The 19,366-nt window shown below is 42.8% G+C and carries 17 protein-coding genes and 2 CRISPR repeat arrays; of the genes, 7 read left to right on the forward strand and 10 right to left on the reverse strand.

From position 1 onward, the window contains the following. Positions 1-42: 42 nt before the first annotated feature. Together WAA15_RS16110 and WAA15_RS16115 are read left to right on the forward strand one after the other, a co-directional pair. Entirely contained in the window at positions 43-438 is a 396-nt protein-coding gene (locus WAA15_RS16110) for a VOC family protein (RefSeq protein ID WP_337043831.1), read from the forward strand. 369 nt (positions 439-807) lie between these two features. Continuing rightward, positions 808-1,407 carry a hypothetical protein gene (locus WAA15_RS16115; protein WP_337043832.1) on the forward strand — a complete coding sequence of 200 codons (600 nt, stop codon included), beginning with the start codon at positions 808-810 and terminating at the stop codon, positions 1,405-1,407. Here WAA15_RS16115 and WAA15_RS16120 read toward each other — a convergent pair. Then, complete coding sequence (locus WAA15_RS16120) at positions 1,394-1,561, reverse strand: hypothetical protein (protein WP_337043833.1); 168 nt, start codon at positions 1,559-1,561, stop codon at positions 1,394-1,396. The two genes, WAA15_RS16115 and WAA15_RS16120, sit on opposite strands and share 14 nt — an antisense overlap. 156 nt (positions 1,562-1,717) lie before the next feature. Here WAA15_RS16120 and WAA15_RS16125 point away from each other — a divergent pair, with 156 nt between their 5' ends. Both WAA15_RS16125 and WAA15_RS16130 read left to right on the forward strand, forming a co-directional pair. Then, the gene (locus WAA15_RS16125; protein ID WP_337043834.1) at positions 1,718-2,296 is read left to right on the forward strand and encodes a methyltransferase family protein; all 579 of its coding nucleotides are present in this window, start codon (positions 1,718-1,720) and stop codon (positions 2,294-2,296) included. Between the two features lie 116 nt (positions 2,297-2,412). Further along, positions 2,413-2,613 (forward strand): hypothetical protein, encoded by a 201-nt coding sequence (locus WAA15_RS16130; protein WP_337043835.1) that lies wholly within the window; start codon positions 2,413-2,415, stop codon positions 2,611-2,613. 209 nt (positions 2,614-2,822) lie between these two features. Here the strand turns inward: WAA15_RS16130 and WAA15_RS16135 are convergent, their stop codons facing one another. The 4 genes from WAA15_RS16135 to WAA15_RS16150 form a co-directional block, all read right to left on the reverse strand. Beyond that, the gene (locus tag WAA15_RS16135) at positions 2,823-3,239 is read right to left on the reverse strand and encodes an arsenate reductase ArsC (RefSeq protein ID WP_337043836.1); all 417 of its coding nucleotides are present in this window, start codon (positions 3,237-3,239) and stop codon (positions 2,823-2,825) included. Positions 3,240-3,244: 5 nt separating this feature from the next. Then, the gene (locus WAA15_RS16140; RefSeq protein ID WP_337043837.1) at positions 3,245-4,099 is read right to left on the reverse strand and encodes an arsenite methyltransferase; all 855 of its coding nucleotides are present in this window, start codon (positions 4,097-4,099) and stop codon (positions 3,245-3,247) included. 73 nt (positions 4,100-4,172) lie between these two features. Next, entirely contained in the window at positions 4,173-4,511 is a 339-nt protein-coding gene (locus WAA15_RS16145) for an ArsR/SmtB family transcription factor (RefSeq protein ID WP_337043838.1), read from the reverse strand. 145 nt (positions 4,512-4,656) lie between these two features. Then, on the reverse strand, positions 4,657-4,995 hold the full coding sequence (locus WAA15_RS16150; protein ID WP_337043839.1) for a winged helix-turn-helix transcriptional regulator: 339 nt from the start codon (positions 4,993-4,995) through the stop codon (positions 4,657-4,659). Between the two features lie 107 nt (positions 4,996-5,102). Between WAA15_RS16150 and WAA15_RS16155 the strand changes: the two genes are divergently transcribed. Further along, complete coding sequence (locus WAA15_RS16155; protein ID WP_337043840.1) at positions 5,103-5,735, forward strand: NAD(P)-dependent oxidoreductase; 633 nt, start codon at positions 5,103-5,105, stop codon at positions 5,733-5,735. Between the two features lie 229 nt (positions 5,736-5,964). Beyond that, a CRISPR array of direct repeats spans positions 5,965-8,113; the repeat unit is 26 nt; unit sequence GTCTCAATTCTATCTACTCTGAATGG. 317 nt (positions 8,114-8,430) lie between these two features. Here the strand turns inward: WAA15_RS16155 and WAA15_RS16165 are convergent. The 5 genes from WAA15_RS16165 to WAA15_RS16185 form a co-directional block, all read right to left on the reverse strand. Then, on the reverse strand, positions 8,431-10,359 hold the full coding sequence (locus WAA15_RS16165; RefSeq protein ID WP_337043842.1) for a gliding motility-associated C-terminal domain-containing protein: 1,929 nt from the start codon (positions 10,357-10,359) through the stop codon (positions 8,431-8,433). A gap of 407 nt (positions 10,360-10,766) precedes the next feature. Next, positions 10,767-12,087: a CRISPR direct-repeat array (repeat unit 37 nt; unit sequence GTCAGAAACCCCCATTCAGAGTAGATAGAATTGAGAC). Between the two features lie 201 nt (positions 12,088-12,288). Further along, positions 12,289-13,248 (reverse strand): polysaccharide deacetylase family protein, encoded by a 960-nt coding sequence (locus WAA15_RS16170; RefSeq protein WP_337043843.1) that lies wholly within the window; start codon positions 13,246-13,248, stop codon positions 12,289-12,291. 43 nt (positions 13,249-13,291) lie between these two features. Then, entirely contained in the window at positions 13,292-13,468 is a 177-nt protein-coding gene (locus WAA15_RS16175) for a hypothetical protein (RefSeq protein ID WP_337043844.1), read from the reverse strand. 5 nt (positions 13,469-13,473) lie between these two features. Beyond that, entirely contained in the window at positions 13,474-13,875 is a 402-nt protein-coding gene (locus WAA15_RS16180) for a hypothetical protein (RefSeq protein WP_337043845.1), read from the reverse strand. A 150-nt stretch (positions 13,876-14,025) separates the two neighbouring features. Further along, entirely contained in the window at positions 14,026-14,994 is a 969-nt protein-coding gene (locus WAA15_RS16185; protein ID WP_337043846.1) for an alpha/beta hydrolase, read from the reverse strand. Between the two features lie 223 nt (positions 14,995-15,217). Here WAA15_RS16185 and WAA15_RS16190 point away from each other — a divergent pair, with 223 nt between their 5' ends. Together WAA15_RS16190 and WAA15_RS16195 are read left to right on the forward strand one after the other, a co-directional pair. Then, positions 15,218-18,943 (forward strand): leucine-rich repeat domain-containing protein, encoded by a 3,726-nt coding sequence (locus WAA15_RS16190; protein ID WP_337043847.1) that lies wholly within the window; start codon positions 15,218-15,220, stop codon positions 18,941-18,943. A 101-nt stretch (positions 18,944-19,044) separates the two neighbouring features. Continuing rightward, a complete protein-coding gene (locus tag WAA15_RS16195; protein ID WP_337043848.1) occupies positions 19,045-19,365 on the forward strand; it encodes an ArsR/SmtB family transcription factor in 321 nt (106 codons plus the stop codon). Position 19,366 lies beyond the last annotated feature (1 nt).

The following is a 19,366-nucleotide window of genomic DNA, read 5'->3' on the forward strand; positions in this document are numbered from 1 at the left end:
TTTTATTATTAACTTTACAAAGAACCTAACTAATAAACAGCTATGGTAACAACTCAGGTGATTTACAAAAACGCGTGGCCTTATCAGCAGGATACCATGCGCTTGCCCGTGAACGATTTAGCAATGGCTTTGCCGTTTTATGAAAACGTAATGGGGTTTAAGCTAACAGCACAGCAGGATTCGCCGCATAAATCGGCGGTGCTGAGCCGAGACGACATCCGTATCGGGCTGGCCGAAAATGGCGGCGACCCCACACAGGACGGTTGTTTTTTTGAGGTAAGCAACGTGGCCGATGCCTTTGCCGAACTAAAAGCCAATGGCTTGGCTAACGAGCAGCCCAACTACACCATGCAACAACACGGCCAAACCCGCTGGAAAGTGTTTTTCGTAGTGGCCCCCGACGGGCTGTGCTACTGCCTGGGCGAACGCCAGCCCTAAGCCTTGCTTCTGTCTGATGGCTTTTATCAGGTTGTTTCATGAGGTAAACCTGATAAAGCTAACGTATATAAAAATAAGTTTAGCACTACAAAATTATTGCAGAAAGCAAGCGTTTAAGAGAAGTAAACGCACTATTAATGAATGGCTGAGGTGTTACAATCTGGCGCAGTACCTATTCAAGTTTCATGTTGTAAAAATACCCTGAGTTATCTGTTATCTGCGTATGCTCCTGTTCTGTGGTGCTGTGCTAAACGCTGCTAGTAGGAACATCAATTAATTTCGTTTGCTTGTGTAAGTTGTGTAAAAGCGCGAGTATGCTTGTCAGAAAGCTGTTTTTTGAAGTGGCTAAACCTGTAAATTTATATATCAATGACAAAACTAATGCTGAGCTTTCTGGCATCGCTAATTTTTGCGACATCTTCGTTTGGGCAAACAATAACTTACGAAAACTTCAGAGAAATAATTCCCTTTTTACAGCAGGAAGATTTCAAGTCTGCGTATGAAAAAACGAGCAAACTTTTAAGTACAACCACAAACGATAACTCCGACATACGCGGAATGGTAACTTATATGAATATTTTTTCTGCGGCTGCTATGGTAACGCTCGACCAGATGACCTTCGACGAATTTGAGAAAGTTGTAACGAACTATAAAGGGCAATATATTGTAATGCCGGCCCACCCTTGTGTGGAACGTGAGGGAGAGGCGTTTAATTCTTTACAATTAAGTAAAAATGAAGACGGTAAGTTACAAGGAATGACGATTTCGGCAAATACGAATAAGACAAGTATATTTTGCTTTGAATATTTTGATTACGCTGGCAACATAGACCCCAACGAACTGATAGGTAAAACTATTAGGTGTGGCGGAGTTTTAAAGTCAATAGAGGTTAATCCGAACAAATCTAAAATCTGGGTTGTAAGGTTGAGGGTTTCCAACGCCTTTGCAAGGCCAATTACTCCAAGATAAAAGCTGCGGGCTGAACCTTGTACAAGGCTGTTTTTTGAAGTAAACCACCCGACCGATGTTTTACCGAACTGAAAGCCAAAGGTTCGGCAGCCATAGGGCGCGTTCCGTCAGGCACGCCCTCAGCAGGGGTTTGTCTTTGGTTTGCGCCTTTCATCCGGTTTGGGTATTGGGCAATGCTGATTTTAATTAACTTTACTCATAACAAATGTATTGCCGCAATGGAGTTGCCGCAACGGAGTTGCCCCAATGGAATTGCCGCAACGGAGTTGGGTAGCTTTATTGAGGAGATTTCTGTAAAATTACTGGAATTATGAGAGAGTATATTAAAATCGGGATAAACGTATTGTGGGGCATACTGATGCTTTATTGGGCTGTGTCGAGCCTTGATAGTAAAGCAACGGCTCAGCAAGAGGCAGGCTGGAAACGCCTGTTGTATTACTGGTTGCCTATTTTTGTATCGATGTACCTGCTTGGGCCCGGCGAGTGGTTCGGGCATACGTGGCTCCGCGAGAGCTTTGTACCACATACCGACTTTGTGAGCATTGTTGCCTTTCTGTTGGCCTTGTTGGGGCTGATTACGGCTTGTTGGGCGCGCTACCTGCTGGGCCGTAACTGGAGCTTGTCGGTACAGAAAAAACAAGACCACGAACTAATTCGCTCAGGGCCATATAAATGGGTGAGGCATCCGATTTACACGGGCTTGCTGTTGCTTTTTACCGGAACCGCCCTTCTGGTAGGCGATTATCGCGGTATTCTGGCGGTGGTAATTATGGTGGTGGCTTTCTGGTTGAAACTCCGCAAAGAAGAGCAGGTAATGGCCGAGCTTTTCGGAGAGCAGTATGAGGCTTACAGGCAACAAACCAAAGCCCTGATTCCGTTTGTGTGGTAATACCCACGCTACTATGAATAGCGTTAACACGGGCGGTTTGCCGTTTATCCTAATTTGTTTGAGGGAGCCAAAACCCGTGGCTAGTTTTGTGTATAGCTAAACCTTAATTGGTATTTATGATGAAAAAACTCAATCCATTTTTTGTTATCGGCACCATCGGGATGCTCCTAACGGCTGTGTTACATATTGTTTTCGCGTTGGTATTGAAACTATCGGCAACGGCGGGTTTTTTATCGGTTTATCCGGTATTTATGGCGTTCCTGCTCATAGGCTTTGCGCAGTTGATAAAACTGCGGGGGGGAGCTTCGTCCAGATAATCATGACCGTGTGCGTATATTAACTACCGTTTTTGGGTAGATACTCGGCCAAGAGGCTATGGGCTATGGGCTATTAGAGCGTCTATGGCGCAGCTACATGAAAGGGCCTGCAATATATGAAAAAACTAACCTGCCGTGCGCCGAGGCACACGGCAGAAACAGCCTTTGGTTTGTATCGGCCAAAGGCTGTTTATTTTATTGCTGGAGGCTTACAGGTTTTCGGCCACAAATGCCTTGCAATAGTCTTTAATAAGCTGCCTTACGCGCCTGAACTCCGCCATGGTTGCTTCTTCTGTTTCGCCTTTAAATTTGGCAGGGTCAGGAAAATTGTAATGAAATTTGCGGGCCTGTGTTGGTAAAACCGGACAACGCTCGCGGGCGTGGTCGCAGACGGTTATCACAAAATCAAAATCAATGTTCAGGTACTCGTCAACGTGGTTCGAGGTATGGCCCGAAATATCGATGTTGTCTTCTTGCATGGTTGCAATGGCGCGGGGGTTTACGCCGTGTGTTTCTACCCCTGCGCTATAAACGTTTGCCTTATTGCCGGCATAGTATTTTAAATAGCCTTCGGCAATCTGGCTGCGGCACGAATTGCCAGTGCATAAAACCAATATGTTTTTCATGGTGCTTAACAACAGCCCGAATCAGGCGGGCAACAATTTGATTTTGATAAATTTGCTTTTTCGGCATAAACCGTGATACTGAAAATGCCTCCGGCTCTGTTTCTGAATGCTTCTATTTCTTCGGCGTTTAAGTAATTGGCCAGTATGTCGTCAGGAATAATAATTGGTTTTTCTTTCTGCAAAGTAACACGCTGAAACCCCGTTTCATGAATTAACGATAAATATTCTTTTTTCTGGATGGCTCCGGCTACGCATCCGGCATACATTTCGGCTACTTCTTTTATTTTTTCGGGTAGTTCGCCTTCCAGCACAATGTCAGAAATACTGAAATGCCCACCGGGCTTTAGTATGCGGTGTATTTCGGTAAAAACGCCTTTTTTGTTAGGCACAAGGTTAAGCACGCAGTTGCTTACTACTACGTTGGCAAGGTTATCTTTGAGCGGGATATCCTCGATGTCGCCAAGCCTGAACTCCACATTGCTGAAACCCAGTTTTTGTGCATTGGCTTGTGCTTTTTCAATCATGGCCTGTGTAAAATCAATGCCAAAAACTTTGCCGGTTTCGCCGGTTTCGGCTCTGGCCACAAAACAGTCGTTTCCGGCTCCTGAGCCTAAATCAACAACGGTATCGCCAGTTTGGATGCTGGCAAATTTGGTTGGTAGCCCACAGCCAAGCCCCAAGTCGGCATCGGTGGTGTAGCCCGCCAATTCGTTGTAGTCGTCGGTCATGATGTTATAAATTTCGGTCGAACAACCACCGGCGCCACAGCACGAGGCGGCGTTGGTGTCTTTATCTTGTAAGGCTATTTCGCTGTATTTCTGCCTTACGAGGGCTTTCAGTTCGTTTTCGGTTGCTGTCATGATTCTAAAGTTTTATGTAATGAAAAAAGTATTTCGTATAACGTAAACATACGACATTGTTGGGCAAAAAATTTTAACAACACCCACCTGCTGCGGCTGTTTGGGTGGTTTGGTCAAAAAAAGTTCCGAACAGGTTTTTAATATGTGCCAGCACTTTTAAATCGAGGCAATAGCAAACGTTCAGGCCGCTTACTTCGCCCTGAATAATGCCTAGCTCTTTTAACTCGTTAAGGTGCTGCGACACCGTGGTGCGGCTCAGGGGTAATTCGTTAGAAATATCGCCCGAAATACAAACCTGTTTTTTAGCCAGAAACTGAATAATAGCAATGCGCGCCGGATGCGAAAGCCCCTTGGCTATTTTTGCTATTTCCTGTTGGTCTGCCTGAAAAAGCTCTGTTTTTGCGTATGTCATAAATGAGCGAATGATTTATGTCGTAAATATACGACATAGTTTTGATTTGTCAATACTCTGGCAAATATTTTTTTGAAAAATCCTGAAAAACGGCTGGTGGGCGGGGTAAAAAGCTACCCGCTGGCTGTATGTGGCGGTGGGTTTGTCAGGCCAGAGAGGGTTCGGCCAGAATTACCTCGCGGTGCTTTTGCCCCCATTGCACAATGGCCCCGATGAGCGGGTCGAGCGAATAGCCGTGTTCGGTGAGGCTATAAAGCACGCTTGTGGTGTCGGCCTTGCGGCTGATGAGTTTGTTCATTTCGAGGTATTTGAGTTCTTTGGTCAGGATACGGGGCGTAATATCGCCAATATCACGTTTGAGTTCGTTAAATCGTTTGGGTTTGTCGCACAGGCTCGCCAGAATAGCCCCGCGCCAGCGTCCGCCTATGATATCGATTACATCCTGTACGTCGCGTAGTTGTACTTGTTTCTTTTTGTTTTTCATGTCAGGGTTTGGTGTGGTATCCTAAAGGATAGTGGTTTTTTGCGCCAATTTACTACAATTTGCTTGCTGGCTTTATACCTTTGCCCAAAACATTTTCAGTATTATCGATGAATATCAGCATTATTGGTGCTTCGGCAGGGGTGGGTCTGGAAACGGTCAGGCGTGCGCTTGAACGCGGGCATCGGGTAACTACGTTGTCGCGCTCGGCAGTGCCTGTTCCTGATACGGACGCGCTCGTGCGGCTAACGGGCGATGCCACGCAGCCCGATAAACTGCCACAGTTGCTTGCACAGGCCGATGCCCTGATTGTGACCCTCGGCACGGGGCAGAGCCGGAAACCAACTACCGTTTATTCTGACTTTGCGCGGTTGCTTGTGAGGCTGCACGAGCAAACCCCTATCAGTATTCCGGTAATTGTGCTAACGGGTTTTGGGGCGGGTAACAGCGGGCAATATAATGCTGCCTTGATGCGCCTGCTTTTCTGGCTATTGCTGAAAGAGGTTTATGCCGATAAAACCCGTATGGAGGAGATAATAGCGCAGTCGGGCATGAAATGGGTAATGGTGCGACCGGGCCGCCTGACGGACGGGTCTTTAACGGAGGCTTATCGGGTCGAGAACCGTTTGTTTAAGGGGGTTAATATTGGAAGTATCAGCCGCGCCGATGTGGCCGATTTTCTGGTGAGGCAGGCCGAAACGCCTACCGAACTGGGAAGGTATCCGGCTTTATCGAGCCAATAATTATCAGTTTTAAGCCAAACCCTGTATATTTTAACTTTTGCTTTTGCCGTTGGGGTAACCTGACGGCTTTTTTGTTTTACACAGCCACGACGGACGGTTGTTTCAAAATGCCTGAAACCCTGTACGCCTTGTTTGATAGCCCCGATGCACGCCATCGTACACGATGTTTCATGATGTTGGGGGTGGTAAAATAACCGCTTTGACGGTTGATTTGTCGAGACATGGCAATGTCTCAATTCTATCTACTCTGAATGGGGGTTTCTGACTAGTGACGCTGGTTGCAAAACTTTGTACAACTTGTCTCAATTCTATCTATGCTGAATGGGGGTTTCGGACATTATGGAGGGTGATCCGTCTTTCGAGGTATTAAAGTCTCAATTCTATCTACGCTGAATGGGGGTTTCTGACGGATTGACTGTGCAGGCGACGAGTTTGCTCCGATGTCTCAATTCTATCTACTCTGAATGGGTGTTTCTGACATGAAACCTCTTTTTAAAATTATGACAATAGGATGTCTCAATTCTATCTACGCTGAATGGGGTTTCTGACACATTTTGATGAACACTACAGAAATATTATTGAAGTCTCAATTCTATCTACGCTGAATGGGTGTTTCTGACTTATCTCTGCATATACCAATTGATAAAGAGTTTATGTCTCAATTCTATCTACTCTGAATAGGGGTTTCTGACTTTATATTTGGTCCTGAAGACTTACGTCAGTTGTCTCAATTCTACCTACTCTGAATGGGGTTTCTGACTTGTTAAGAATTACTTTGACATGCAAAGCAGAGCGTCTCAATTCTATCTACTCTGAATGGGGGTTTTGATTGTTAAATGGTGTAATGATGAAGGTGTAAGCAATGTCTCAATTCTATCTACTCTGAATGGTTTTTCTAACGAAAAGGCAGAACTCAAAATCTACCCTGATAAGTCTCAATTCTATCTACTCTGAATGGGGGTTTCTGACTTGTTGAAAGCTGGATCCGTTAAAAAATTAAGAGTCTTAATTCTATCTACTCTAAATGGGGCTGACTTTTCAACTTATTTTTGCTTGTAGAATGTTTTCAGTCTCAATTCTATCTACGTTGAATGGGGGGAGCTGACTAATGCTGATGTAATCTATTGTACAACAGATGCTCTGTCTCAATTCTATCTACGCTGAATGGTTTTTTTGACAGAGCAGTATCAGGACCAACCTATGCAGGTGATGAGTCTCAATTCTATCTACTCTGAATGGGGGTTTCTGACATGGATACACTATTCTTACTCCGACTTGGATGCAGTCTCAATTCTATCTACGCTGAATGAGGGTTTCTGACAGTCCAGTCTTTGTGGTAAAAAACCATGTTGATACATCTCAATTCTATCTGCGCTGAATGGGGGTTTCTGACCGTAAGGATGTGTTCTTTAGTTTTAACATAGAGCTGTCTCAATTCTATCTACGCTGAATGGGGGTTTCTGACAACACAGGAATCGTCAAGCGTGATGACCGTGATGTGTCTCAATTCTATCTACTCTGAATGGGGGTTTCTGACACTAGTGTGACGATTGACGATATTGATGCTGTGGTGTCTCAATTCTATCTACTCTGAATGGGTGTTTTTGACTTCGTCCTGTTATCTACGAATCTCTTGATTACTTGTCTCAATTCTATCTACTCTGAATGTGGGTTTCTGACTCAAAAAGCATCTACAGAATGAAAATCTTTTACCGTCTCAATTCTATCTACGCTGAATGGGGGTTTCTGACAGAGAGTAGTTGATGAGAATCTAAAAAAGATTGCAGTCTCAATTCTATCTACTCTGAATGGGGGTTTCTGACAACTCCTTCCCCGAATACAACAAAAAGTAGAGACGTCTCAATTCTATCTACGCTGAATGGGGGTTTCTGACTTATCTTGCAGCTAAGGATTTAAAGACAGTGACGATGTCTCAATTCTATCTACGCTGAATGGGGGTTTCTGACTAAAACCCGACTCAACAAACTGAATCTGGCGAATGTCTCAATTCTATCTACACTGAATGGAGGTTTCTGACTTCCATTGATGAATTTGTTCTCCGTCATACATCACTGTCTCAATTCTATCTACGCTGAATGGTTTTTCTAACGAAAAGGCAGAACTCAAAATCTCCCCTGATAAGTCTCAATTCTATCTACTCTGAATAGGGGTTTCTGACTTTATATTTGGTCCTGAAGACTTACGTCAGTTGTCTCAATTCTATCTACGCTGAATGGGGGTTTCTGACGCTGAAAGGGAAAACCTCGAGCTGGCATATCACTGTCTCAATTCTATCTACTCTGAATGGGGGTTTCTGACTGATAAATTTCTACTTCGTATTATTACTCTATTGTCTCAATTCTATCTACTCTGAATGGGGGTTTCTGACCCTGTTGTTTGTGTAATGTATTGATAATAAATTAATTAACACTGTTTTGTTTGTTAACGAAATAGGGCATTTTATGCATTTGCCCTCAAAACGTGCTTTTTTGGGGTATATACGTACCGGCGGGGTTTCAGGATGTCAAGGAACAAGGTTTGCGAATTGTGGCTCCGTTAAACAAATATACGGGTTTGGCTAGTAAATTTGAGCAATATGCCAATAAATTTTAAAACATTGTCGGGTGGGTAGGTTTACGCTGGTGGGTTGTTGCGTATATTTAGTATCGGTAGTGGTGTTTGCTGCCCGAATGCCTCAGCGAACTACCTGTATGGTGCTGCTGTATTGCTTGCGCTCGCCACTCTTGAACTCGACAGCCAGCACGTACGGATACACCCCACTCATGACGAACTCTTGCTTATGGCGGCCGTCCCACAGAATGGTCTGTGAGTTGGCGGGTAGTTGATGCACACTATGGACGATGTTCCCCCAGCGGTCGTAGATGGTAAGGTGCTGAATGACGAAATCGGTGGCCGACGAAAACACCCGTAGGTTGTCGTTGATGCCGTCGGCATTGGGGCTAAAGGCATCGGGGATGTAGAGGTCGTTCCCACAAGACGACAGCACATCTACCCCAAACGTTACCACACAGCCGGAGGCATCTTTAACCGTTACCTGATACTTGCCTTCAGCCAGATTCCCGAACTCGCTCTGGGTCGAGAAATTGAGTTTATCGAGCGAATAACTGTATGGCAACACTCCGCCCGAAACACTGAACCGGAACGCGCCGTCCGGATTGTTGCAACGGGCGTTGGTTACTTGTATGCCCGCCACAACGGGGGTATCGCTTTTGCCGAGGGTTACAGTCTGGCTGCTGATGCAAAGGTTGGCATCGCGCACTTGCACGGTGTAGGTGCCTGCTGGCAGCCCCGAAAAAACATTGTTCCGCTGGAAACTCTTGGTGTCGATGCTGTATGTCAGGCCCGGCACGGGGCTAATGATGCTTAGCTGGCCGTTGGTGTTCTGGCAGTTGGCGAGCTGGATATTGATTTTGTCGATGGGTGGAGCCTGAGCCGACGGAACCGTAACGCTGGTATCGGCCCGGCACCCCTTGTTGTTGATAACCGACACGGTATAAGTGCCGCTTTTAAGCCCCGAAAAAGTGTTGGAGGGCTGGCGGGTGATGCCGTTCAGGACAAACTCCGGCGATACCTCCGGCGTAATGATTTCGATTTTGCCGTTGTTGGCTTGGCAACTGGCGTTGGTAATATTGATTTGCTTGGTTACGGGCAGGGGGAGTATCTGCACACGGACGGTGGCGGTGTCGCGGCAAAGCCCTTCGCCAATGGTATAGGCAAACACATACTGGCCTGCCTTGCGTTGCTGCGGCCTGAGGGTTTCGGTACTGGCTACGAAAGCCTGATTATTGACTTCGTACCACTCGCCGCCCTTTTCGCCGAGCAGATACTGGCTCAGGTTTTTGTCGGTATCGCTTTGGCAGAGGTCAATGGCGGTATCGGTTCCGGCGTTGCGCCGCACCACCTTTGACGACTCGCTGAGCGACGCCGCCCCGCCAATGTGGTTAATGGGCAGCGAACATATTTTTTTTACCTGTGCCGTTTTGATGTCAAGCTCCAGAATGGCGTTGTCGGCAGTGGCATATACCTTCGATTTGGCCCCTTTACAATCAATTTCGCCCACGGTGATAATCCCGAAAACATCGGGGTAATTCATGCGGCCAATGTATTTTGACCGCCCTACGTCGTTGAGGTTGATTTCGATAAGGTTGCTGGAGCGGTCGGAGAGATACAGTTTGTTTTCGTAAAAGGTGAGGTCGCCGCCCGACTGGAAACCGCAATAGCCCAGAAAATTATATTGCCCATTAACCGGATTAATACGGAAAATACCGCCCGATAAATCGGCCGCATAGAGCCAGTCGTCGGGGCCGTAAACGAGTGCGTTCATCACAAAGTTATCGGTACGCCCCGCTATTATTACGCCGTTTCCGGTGTTTTTGTCGAGGCGGTAAAGCTCACTCTTGCTCGAAAAACCATATAACTGGCCGGCAGGCGAAATGGCGATGTCGTACATAATATCGGGCATATCGCCTACCACCGTCAGTTTACAGTTGTCTACGTCAATGGTATACAGGGTGTAATTATCGTAGGTATGAATGTACATCTGGTTTTGTGCCAGACACCCCACCGATAAAAACAATAGTAAAGGATATAGCTTTTTAAGCATAGCAAAATGGGTTTAGTCGGGCAGGGGCCATTAGGGCAGGCCTCTGGAATGTATATATTCTCAGGGATGCTTTCAGGTGACAAAATTTATGAAAAAAATATTGTTTTCTGCTACTTTATCTCATTTTGTTGCCCATAAGTTAGTCTATTAGCCATAAAATATGCTTGCTGGCACGCAAGGTGCGTATTATTTGGGTTAAGGGGTTGGTATTTAGCACCTGAAATGGTATATTTGTTTAGCGGAGCCACAGCCCCCAAACTTTGTTCCTTGACATCATGAAAAACCCGCCGGTACGTATATACCCCCAAAAAGCACGTTTTGAGGGCAAATGCATAAAATGCCCTATTTCGTTAACAAACAAAATAGGGTTAATTGGCTTGTTGTCAGGGTTTTATGCAAGTAACAGGGTCAGAAAACCCCATTCAGAGTAGATAGAATTGAGACATGCACTCGTTTTCTTTTCCGTACTTGGTTGTAAGTCAGAAACCCCCATTCAGAGTAGATAGAATTGAGACAGAAGCTTGTTCGCTGTTTGCTTATTAATATCGTCAGAAACCCCCATTCAGAGTAGATAGAATTGAGACTCAGAACGCAGAGAATCAACTATTTTTTCTTTCCCGTCAGAAACCCCCATTCAGAGTAGATAGAATTGAGACGAATAAGGTAAGGTTTTTCCAGAGTAAAAAAAGAGTCAGAAACCCCCATTCAGAGTAGATAGAATTGAGACATAGGGCTATAGAAGTCGTATTTATCGGATGTGTGTCAGAAACCCCCATTCAGCGTAGATAGAATTGAGACAGATTATTATCAAAGTTAGCTGAGTTTTCTTTTAGAGTCAGAAACCCCCATTCAGCGTAGATAGAATTGAGACGCGAAACGCTCAATCTCATTTTCATAGATTGTGCAGTCCGAAACCCCCATTCAGCGTAGATAGAATTGAGACAGTGATGCAATCTCGCCAGACTTTGCTCGAGTGTCGTCAGAAACCCCCATTCAGAGTAGATAGAATTGAGACAGTAAATTACCCATTTAATGATGCTGATGAGAAACGGTGTCCGAAACCCCCATTCAGAGTAGATAGAATTGAGACTCTTGTTTGGACATTTTGAAGAAGTCCTTTTCTTGTCAGAAACCCCCATTCAGAGTAGATAGAATTGAGACACATAGCATTCGTTGTTTTTTTGTTTCTAATAGGTGTCAGAAACCCCCATTCAGAGTAGATAGAATTGAGACACATATTTGAGAAACTCATCAAGATTCTCGCGTAGTCAGAAACCCCCATTCAGCGTAGATAGAATTGAGACAGTTGTTTAATAGTGTTAAATTATGCCCAAAAAAGTCAGAAACCCCCATTCAGCGTAGATAGAATTGAGACGCATACTGTTTTGTTATGGTCTCTTTCATCTCCTGTCAGAAACCCCCATTCAGAGTAGATAGAATTGAGACACTCACCACCGAATTGGCAGAGCTCTTCCGTAATGTCAAAACCCCCATTCAGCGTAGATAGAATTGAGACAGTCTGCCATCTCCTCTTCCTCCAAATACGAAGTCAGAAACCCCCATTCAGAGTAGATAGAATTGAGACATTCGGATTTCCAAAAGCCTCATAGTCGATCGTTTTTGTCAGAAACCCCCATTCAGAGTAGATAGAATTGAGACATCACCTCATATACGGGCATACCTTCTTTTACGTCAGAAACCCCCATTCAGAGTAGATAGAATTGAGACATCATAACTAAGACTAATCATACCTTTTAGTATAGTCAGAAACCCCATTCAGCGTAGATTGAATTGAGATGTGTGCCGCATTCGATTTACCATTGTAATGCTAAATCAGAATATTCAGTGTAGCTAGAATCAAGGCACAAACGGGTGTGTAGAGCCAAGTAAGGGGGCAAAAACAAGTAATATGCTTACAGAATAATGAAGCTACAAGCCGAGTTTATCCATGGCGGGTTTTTCGTATTCGCCATCTTCGGCGGGGTAGCGTAGTATTTTTTCAAACCTGCCCGACTGCTTGGCTAATGCCCAGATGAGGCTCTCGCCCGCCGGAATATTGCGCGGCACTTCGTCGTAGATTTTGTCCTGATACGCTTTATCGGCGGCCATTACCTCCCAGCCATTGGCTTTAAAATGCTGAACGAGGTCGTCCAGAAAGAGAGCCGCCGCCAGATTATGGTGCAGCAGTATTACGTGGCTGATACGCCTGCCTGATAGCGCATAGGCCAGCGAGTCGTAAAAAGTAGCACGGTTCAGCAAATGATTTTTGTAGTATTCTCTGAAACCCGAAATATCGGCTTTAGGGTTTTGGGTAAGTCGGGCTATGAGGCGGTTATTGATATACCAGTCGGAGGCGTCGATGGTTACGTGTCCGTTTTTATAGCCTTGTTGTTGCATAAAGGCCCTGAAACCGTCTATTTTTTCGGGTGTATTGCCTTCTTTCAGGTACGGAAACCTGAAATAACGGGTATAATTCGAGTATGCTTTAATGATGGAGTCGTTCTGGAGAAGTTCTTTTTTGAAGCCTTCGAGCGTTACATTTTTGCTGCTGAAACTAGGGTGCGTAAAGGTATGGTTGGCAATCAGATGGCCTGCGTTGTTCCACGAGCTTAGCACGTATTTGCCCCGAGGCGTAGTTTTATTAGCCCCCGACGAAAACAGAATGGCCTTGAGTTGGTGTTTTTTCAGGTGGCTGAGCAGGCGTTCGTTCCAGTCTTCGAGTTTATAAGTGCCGATGTCGTTGGTTTGGCCGTCGTCAAAAGTAAAGGCAACGCGGGGTTTTTCCTGTACTTGTATGGCTGGCGGGGCGTGCGTAGGTGTATAGACCGGATAGAAAACACCCAAGAAGGAAACAAGCACCGAAACCAGAAAAACAAATATTTTTGTCATGATATAAGCGAATCAGCGAGTAAAACAAGCGGGCAATAACCGATTAGTTAATAGTCAGGTCAGGAAAATAGCCTTGCCGCGGCAGAGCCAACATGGCTGCGTGCAGGTGCATATAGCTTTTTTCATGATTTTGATCCGAAGTAAATAAATTTTCGGCAGTTCCTAACCAACTTCCGACAAAAAATAAAACAAGGCCCGTAGCTGGCTGCCACAAAAACACTTCGCTTATCCGATTGTGCGCTTAATGACAGAACACTTCTCGAAAAGCTCCAGATGCTCGAAAACCCTCAGCAGCGTATCGGCATTTTTGCGGTTCATGGCGTTTAATCGGCCAATATTACGCGCTAGTTCGTCGTCGGGGAGTTTACTCCACCAGTCGATGCACTTTTTCCAACGTTTATTAGATACCGGTAGCCCTAAAGGAGGCAGATAAAAGCTATCGGCCGAGGCATTCTGCACCACAAGCAGGGTACACACAAACAGAAAAACCAGCAGAGCCATTTGCAGGTTTAGCGCGAAGTACTGCCCCTGAGCAACAAAATAAGAAACGGTGGCCCAGCAGGCACAAATCAGGTACACGTAAAGAATCGTGTCGGAGGTTTTGCGGTTGTTGGTTGCTGTTTTCATGGTATATCTTTTTTACGTATACCTAAACAGTAAAAAATTATACCAGCCCCACCTGTTGCAGATATTGCCCGAAATGTATAAAGCCCTGCGCACACCCACAGGCACACCTGCCCACCCCTGCCCGCAGGGCTGAGCAAATGTGCAGGCGTGTTATTTTACATAAGTTTTATCGAGCCACGCTACGCACTGTTGCCAGCTTTCAACCGGAATTTTGGCGTGGTAGGTTTCTTTCATAATCATGAATTCTTTTTGGTTGCCCGGAATCCGGTCGTACATCTCGCGGGCTTTTTCAATCGTAAAAAGCTCGTCTTTGTCGCCAATGCCTACCAGTATCGGAATGTGCATATCCTGCCCGATTTTAAGGTCTTTGACGGGTATCATGGTCACGAAGCGCAGCGTATAGGTAAAATTAAAGAGGGGGTCTTGGGTAACCGTCATGCCCTCGCGGTAGTACTCAACCGCCTGATGCGACGGGCGCAGTATAGAACTGGCCACAATTTTGGCTTTCTGGAATAACGATGGAGCCACCACTTCGGCCTCTTTGCGGCGTTCGTAAGCAGCCGAAAGCAAAATTAGCCCCGTAAGCTCGGTCGGGATGGCATTGGCAACAGTAATGGCCGACACCACGCCGAGGCTATGCCCCATGACAACCACTTTCGGAAACCCAAGCCCTTTGATTACCCTCACGGCTTCGGCGAGGTCGGCCGTGAAGCGTTCCTTGCTGGGGCTGTCGGCCCGATTCCCACCCGAAAGGCCATGCCCGCGGTAGTCGAGCCCGAAAGCCGTATAGCCACCCGCGGCCAACGTTTTTCCGGCCATGTCGTAAGCACCGCTATGGGCAGTAATGCCGTGGAAAATCAGCACGGCGATGTCCTTACGGGCGGGGCTGAGGGTGTCGGGGTTCCAGCGTCTGAGAAACAGCGTTTCGCCGTCAGAGGTAGTAAAAGTATGATGCGGCTCTTTGAACGCCTGCCGCATTTCGGCGGCTTTTTCGGGCGAAATGCCCACGTGGTGGGTACGTGATTCGGTAGGCAGAAACGCCAGTATCAGCCCGATAAGCACGATACCAAGCACCAGAAACAGGAGGATGTACATGGTTTTCTTGAAGATTTTTTTCATTGAATAGTTTGGTGTTAGGGGGTATGTACAAAAATAAATTAAATAAATGCAATTCGGGCGTAGCAGTGAGTTTTTTTTGCGGGGGAGGGGGTATTATTTAGCCACTCAAGCAATCGAATTTAAAACATGATGTTTGTATGGATGCAAATAACTCAAACAGTTGCTTACATATACGGGATTAAATTTCTATTTTTGGAAAACTGATTTTTTTTAACCTTTTGCTATGACGGAATTAGCTTTACAATTAATTGAAGAAAACAAAAGAACCCAAGACCCTTTTTTAGACTTAGGGAATTGTGGTCTCGAAAATGAATTACCCAACGAATTACTGGATTGCGTTTGGCTCAAAAGGTTAAACTTAGGTACTAGATACTATAACCCAGAACAAAAAGAATGGATAAATTCAAAGAACAATAATGGTTTTAATAGATTCAATGGAGCAGAGTTAACTATTTTACAGAACCTGCCTCAATTACAGTGTTTATACCTTCATGGTCATTATGTTTATCAAATTCGTGATGTTAGTTTTTTATCAAACCTGCCCCAATTACAGTCTTTAGACCTGAGCGATAATGAAATTCGTGATGTTAGTTTTTTATCAAACCTGCCCCAATTACAGATTCTATGCCTGAGCTCTAATCAAATTCGTGATATTAGTTTTTTATCAAACCTGCCCCAATTGCAGACTTTACACATGGGCGATAATCAGATTCAGGATTATAGTTTTTTATCAAACCTAACTCAATTGCAGTCTTTAGCCCTTTTTAATAATAAAATTCAGGATATTGGTTTTTTATCAAACCTGCCCCAATTACAGACTTTAGACCTTAGCTATAATCGAATTCAGGATATTAGTTTTTTACAAAACCTGCCTCAATTACAGTCTTTAGACCTTAGAAATAATGAAATTCATGATGTTAGTTTTTTACAAAAACTGCCCCAATTGGAGTATTTAGACCTTTATAATAATCAAATTCATGATATTAGTTTTTTAGCAAACCTGCGCCAATTACAGTATTTAGACCTGAGCAATAATCAAATTCATGATATTAGTTTTTTAGTAAACCTAACTCAATTGGAGTATTTAGACCTTTATAATAATCAAATTCATGATATTAGTTTTTTATCAAACCTGCGCCAATTACAGTATTTAGACCTTTACAATAATCAAATTCATGATATTAGTTTTTTATCAAACCTGCGCCAATTACAGTCTTTAAACCTTTACAATAATCAAATTCATGATATTAGTTTTTTATCAAACCTGCGCCAATTACAGTCTTTAAACCTTTACAATAATCAAATTCATGATATTAGTTTTTTATCAAACCTGCGCCAATTACAGTCTTTAGACCTGAGTTCTAATCAAATTCATGATATTAGTTTTTTACAAAACCTGCACCAATTACAGACTTTAGACCTGAGCAATAATCAAATTCATGATATTAGTTTTTTACAAAACCTGCGCCAATTACAGACTTTAAACCTAAGTGATAATGAAATTCAGGATATTAGTTTTTTACAAAATTTGTCCCAATTACAGACTTTAAGCCTGAGCTCTAATCAAATTCAAGATATTAGTTTTTTACAAAATTTGTCCCAATTACAGACTTTATACCTGAGCAATAATCAAATTCAGGATTCTTTAGAAAGCCTGTCTCAGATACAGTTTTTAGACCTTCGTAATAATGAAATTCAGGATATTAGTTTTTTACAAAATTTGTCCCAATTACAGACTTTATATATTGACGATAATCCTTTTGAAACTAAATATAGTCTTAGGCTTCCTAGATTTGAAAATCATCTGGAAATAATTAAAAATATTTTAAGTAGAGAAAAAGAACCACGGTATCCGATAAAATTTCCTGTTAAAATTATTTTATTAGGTAACCACGGCAGTGGTAAATCAAGTCTGTTACACTTTTTACTAAAAAATAACCTTAACTTTAAAGGGAAAAGTACCCATGTATTGAATATCGCTTTTTATCCTAACAAAGCTAAGCTACCTAAAGCAGTATTTTATGATTTTGGAGGCCAAGATTATTATCATGGCATTTACAGGGTTTTTTTAAGCATTGGCTCCATACATTTGTTACTTTGGGACAAAGCCACGAATAAGAATGAAATTGTACTTGATAGTGCTAAAATACCTTCACAAAACTTTAACTTAAACTATTGGTTAGCCCAAAAGAATTATTATTTAAATAATGAAAACAAAGACCCTGTTTTCGTTATTCAGACTCATGCGAAAGAAAATAAAAAGCCTGAATACCATCAAATTCCGGTTAATGAATTAGTTGACAACCAGTTTTATGTTTCATTGAAACACAGCTTTAATCCTGTCAGAAACCAACAAGCGCTCAAATATCTTCAGTCTTGTCTGGACGAACTTATTGAATCTATACAGAATGAAAGAGAACGGCAGGAACCTCAATGGTATATTAATTTTTATGAATATATTTTATCAAAAACAGCGCAGCAGAGTACCACACTACAAGACCTACTGCCTATGTATACTCCGGCAGATAAAAAAGGAAAAAAAAGATTACAATCATTGAGGGTAGAATTAGAACAGTTTCATAATCAAGGTTTAGTATTGTATTACCAAAGTATAAATAAAAATAAAGTTTGGCTAAATCCTGCCAGTGTGGTTCAGCATATTCATAGCACTGTATTAAAAAAAGAGTTAGTTACAAAGTTCAAGGGGATAGTACCCAAAAAAGAATTTCAGGGAGTAGATGACGAACTATTAAAGCTATTAAAAGAACAAAAAGTAATATTTGAACATGAAGGTAGGGAGTATATTATCCCTAATTTTTTACCACTTGTTAAGGATAACCAAGCTGAATATGATTTGTTTACTTTTGGCTTAATTGACCCTACTTTTACGTTAAGGTTTAAAAACTTTTTACCTCTAGGTTTAATTAATCAGATGGTTTGTTTTTTTGGCAGACAACCTGACTACAAAAAGTTTTGGCGAGACCAACTACTATTTACGCTTGGTGGCAAACATAAAATATTAATTAATCTCAATTTTGAATTGTTAGAAATAAAAGTATTTATTTCTTCAATTGCTATCAATAAAATAGAAAAAGACCTGTTGACACACTACTTGTTTTATGTAATTATTGCTATGTATTGGGATTTTAAACCAGTCGATTATAATGAATTCTCCCCTCGAGAATCAAGGGGCATAGAAGATTCTAAGAAAGAACAGGATTTATATAAAGAACTTTTTGAAAACAAAAGGTATATTCCTGATGATTTATATATTTCTATGGATACAAAACATTGGGTAAAATTTATTGATTTATCAGAACAAAATATATCCGAACGAATAATTATGAGCTATTATCTGGATGGCTCAGATATAATAAATAAAAGTATACCTGTAAAGCCTTTTCAAGTATTTACGAATAAACGATTTAGTTCTATGAAAAAAATATTTATCTCCTATTCTAAGTTTGACGAAGATTATAAAAACGAGCTACAAGAACACATGATAACGCTAAAAAGAGAAAATCTTGTAGAAGTTTTTGACGACCGACAACTAGAATTAGCAGACAAGTGGGATGAGGTCTTGAAGCAAAAAATTGATGAGTGTGATTATTTTATATGCTTGGTAAGTAGAAGTTTTTTAAATGTACCTTATATCTATGAGGTAGAAATGCCAAGAGCATTTAAAGAAGGCAAAAAGATAATACCTATAATTATAAAGCCTTGTGATTGGACAAATACGCCAATAAAAGATTATGATGACACAGCTACCAACCCTCCGAAACTTGGGCAAATTAATGCCCATAACAAAGGTAAAGTTATTGGGTTGAATGATAATTATATTAACCAGAATGGTAAGTCGGAACTCAGGGCTTTTACAGAAATTGAAAGAGATGCTATGTGGTTGAACGTTATTAATAAAATCAGAGAATTGATAAAAAAAGATAGTTAATACCCTTATTCTCCCGCACTACCCCCTCCCAAAAAAAAATCCCCTTAAAAATTTGCGTAGCCAAATGGCTACATATATATTTGTAGTCAAATGACTACATAATGAACTTACGACGAGATGTTTTTCAGGCAATAGCCGACCCCACCCGACGCGCCATTCTGCTGCTGCTTACCTCGCAGGCCATGACCGCCGGAGCCATTGCGGCTAATTTCGATACCGCACGCCCTACGGTTTCAAAACACTTGCAGATTCTGACCGAATGCGAACTGCTGAAACAGCACCAGAACGGCCGCGAAATGTATTACCACATCAATGCTAACAAAATGAAAGAAGTTGCCGATTTTATTGAGCCTTTCCGCCTCTTGTGGGACGACCGCTTTAATAAACTGGAGGCCATTATGCAACAATATAAAAACCAATAAC

Source organism: Emticicia sp. 17c, assembly GCF_037153985.1.
In the GTDB taxonomy this organism is placed as follows: domain Bacteria; phylum Bacteroidota; class Bacteroidia; order Cytophagales; family Spirosomataceae; genus Emticicia.

Bases quoted from the DNA above. Each gene is read 5' to 3' on its own strand.
- WAA15_RS16150 (WP_337043839.1), bottom strand. From the start codon at position 4,995: ATGAAAAACAAAAAGAAACAAGTACAACTACGCGACGTACAGGATGTA.
- WAA15_RS16140 (WP_337043837.1), bottom strand. From the start codon at position 4,099: ATGACAGCAACCGAAAACGAACTGAAAGCCCTCGTAAGGCAGAAATAC.
- WAA15_RS16170 (WP_337043843.1), bottom strand. From the start codon at position 13,248: ATGACAAAAATATTTGTTTTTCTGGTTTCGGTGCTTGTTTCCTTCTTG.
- WAA15_RS16180 (WP_337043845.1), bottom strand. From the start codon at position 13,875: ATGAAAACAGCAACCAACAACCGCAAAACCTCCGACACGATTCTTTAC.
- WAA15_RS16115 (WP_337043832.1), top strand. From the start codon at position 808: ATGACAAAACTAATGCTGAGCTTTCTGGCATCGCTAATTTTTGCGACA.
- WAA15_RS16130 (WP_337043835.1), top strand. From the start codon at position 2,413: ATGATGAAAAAACTCAATCCATTTTTTGTTATCGGCACCATCGGGATG.
- WAA15_RS16190 (WP_337043847.1), top strand. From the start codon at position 15,218: ATGACGGAATTAGCTTTACAATTAATTGAAGAAAACAAAAGAACCCAA.
- WAA15_RS16185 (WP_337043846.1), bottom strand. From the start codon at position 14,994: ATGAAAAAAATCTTCAAGAAAACCATGTACATCCTCCTGTTTCTGGTG.
- WAA15_RS16135 (WP_337043836.1), bottom strand. From the start codon at position 3,239: ATGAAAAACATATTGGTTTTATGCACTGGCAATTCGTGCCGCAGCCAG.
- WAA15_RS16110 (WP_337043831.1), top strand. From the start codon at position 43: ATGGTAACAACTCAGGTGATTTACAAAAACGCGTGGCCTTATCAGCAG.
- WAA15_RS16155 (WP_337043840.1), top strand. From the start codon at position 5,103: ATGAATATCAGCATTATTGGTGCTTCGGCAGGGGTGGGTCTGGAAACG.
- WAA15_RS16120 (WP_337043833.1), bottom strand. From the start codon at position 1,561: ATGAAAGGCGCAAACCAAAGACAAACCCCTGCTGAGGGCGTGCCTGAC.
- WAA15_RS16195 (WP_337043848.1), top strand. From the start codon at position 19,045: ATGAACTTACGACGAGATGTTTTTCAGGCAATAGCCGACCCCACCCGA.
- WAA15_RS16145 (WP_337043838.1), bottom strand. From the start codon at position 4,511: ATGACATACGCAAAAACAGAGCTTTTTCAGGCAGACCAACAGGAAATA.
- WAA15_RS16125 (WP_337043834.1), top strand. From the start codon at position 1,718: ATGAGAGAGTATATTAAAATCGGGATAAACGTATTGTGGGGCATACTG.
- WAA15_RS16165 (WP_337043842.1), bottom strand. From the start codon at position 10,359: ATGCTTAAAAAGCTATATCCTTTACTATTGTTTTTATCGGTGGGGTGT.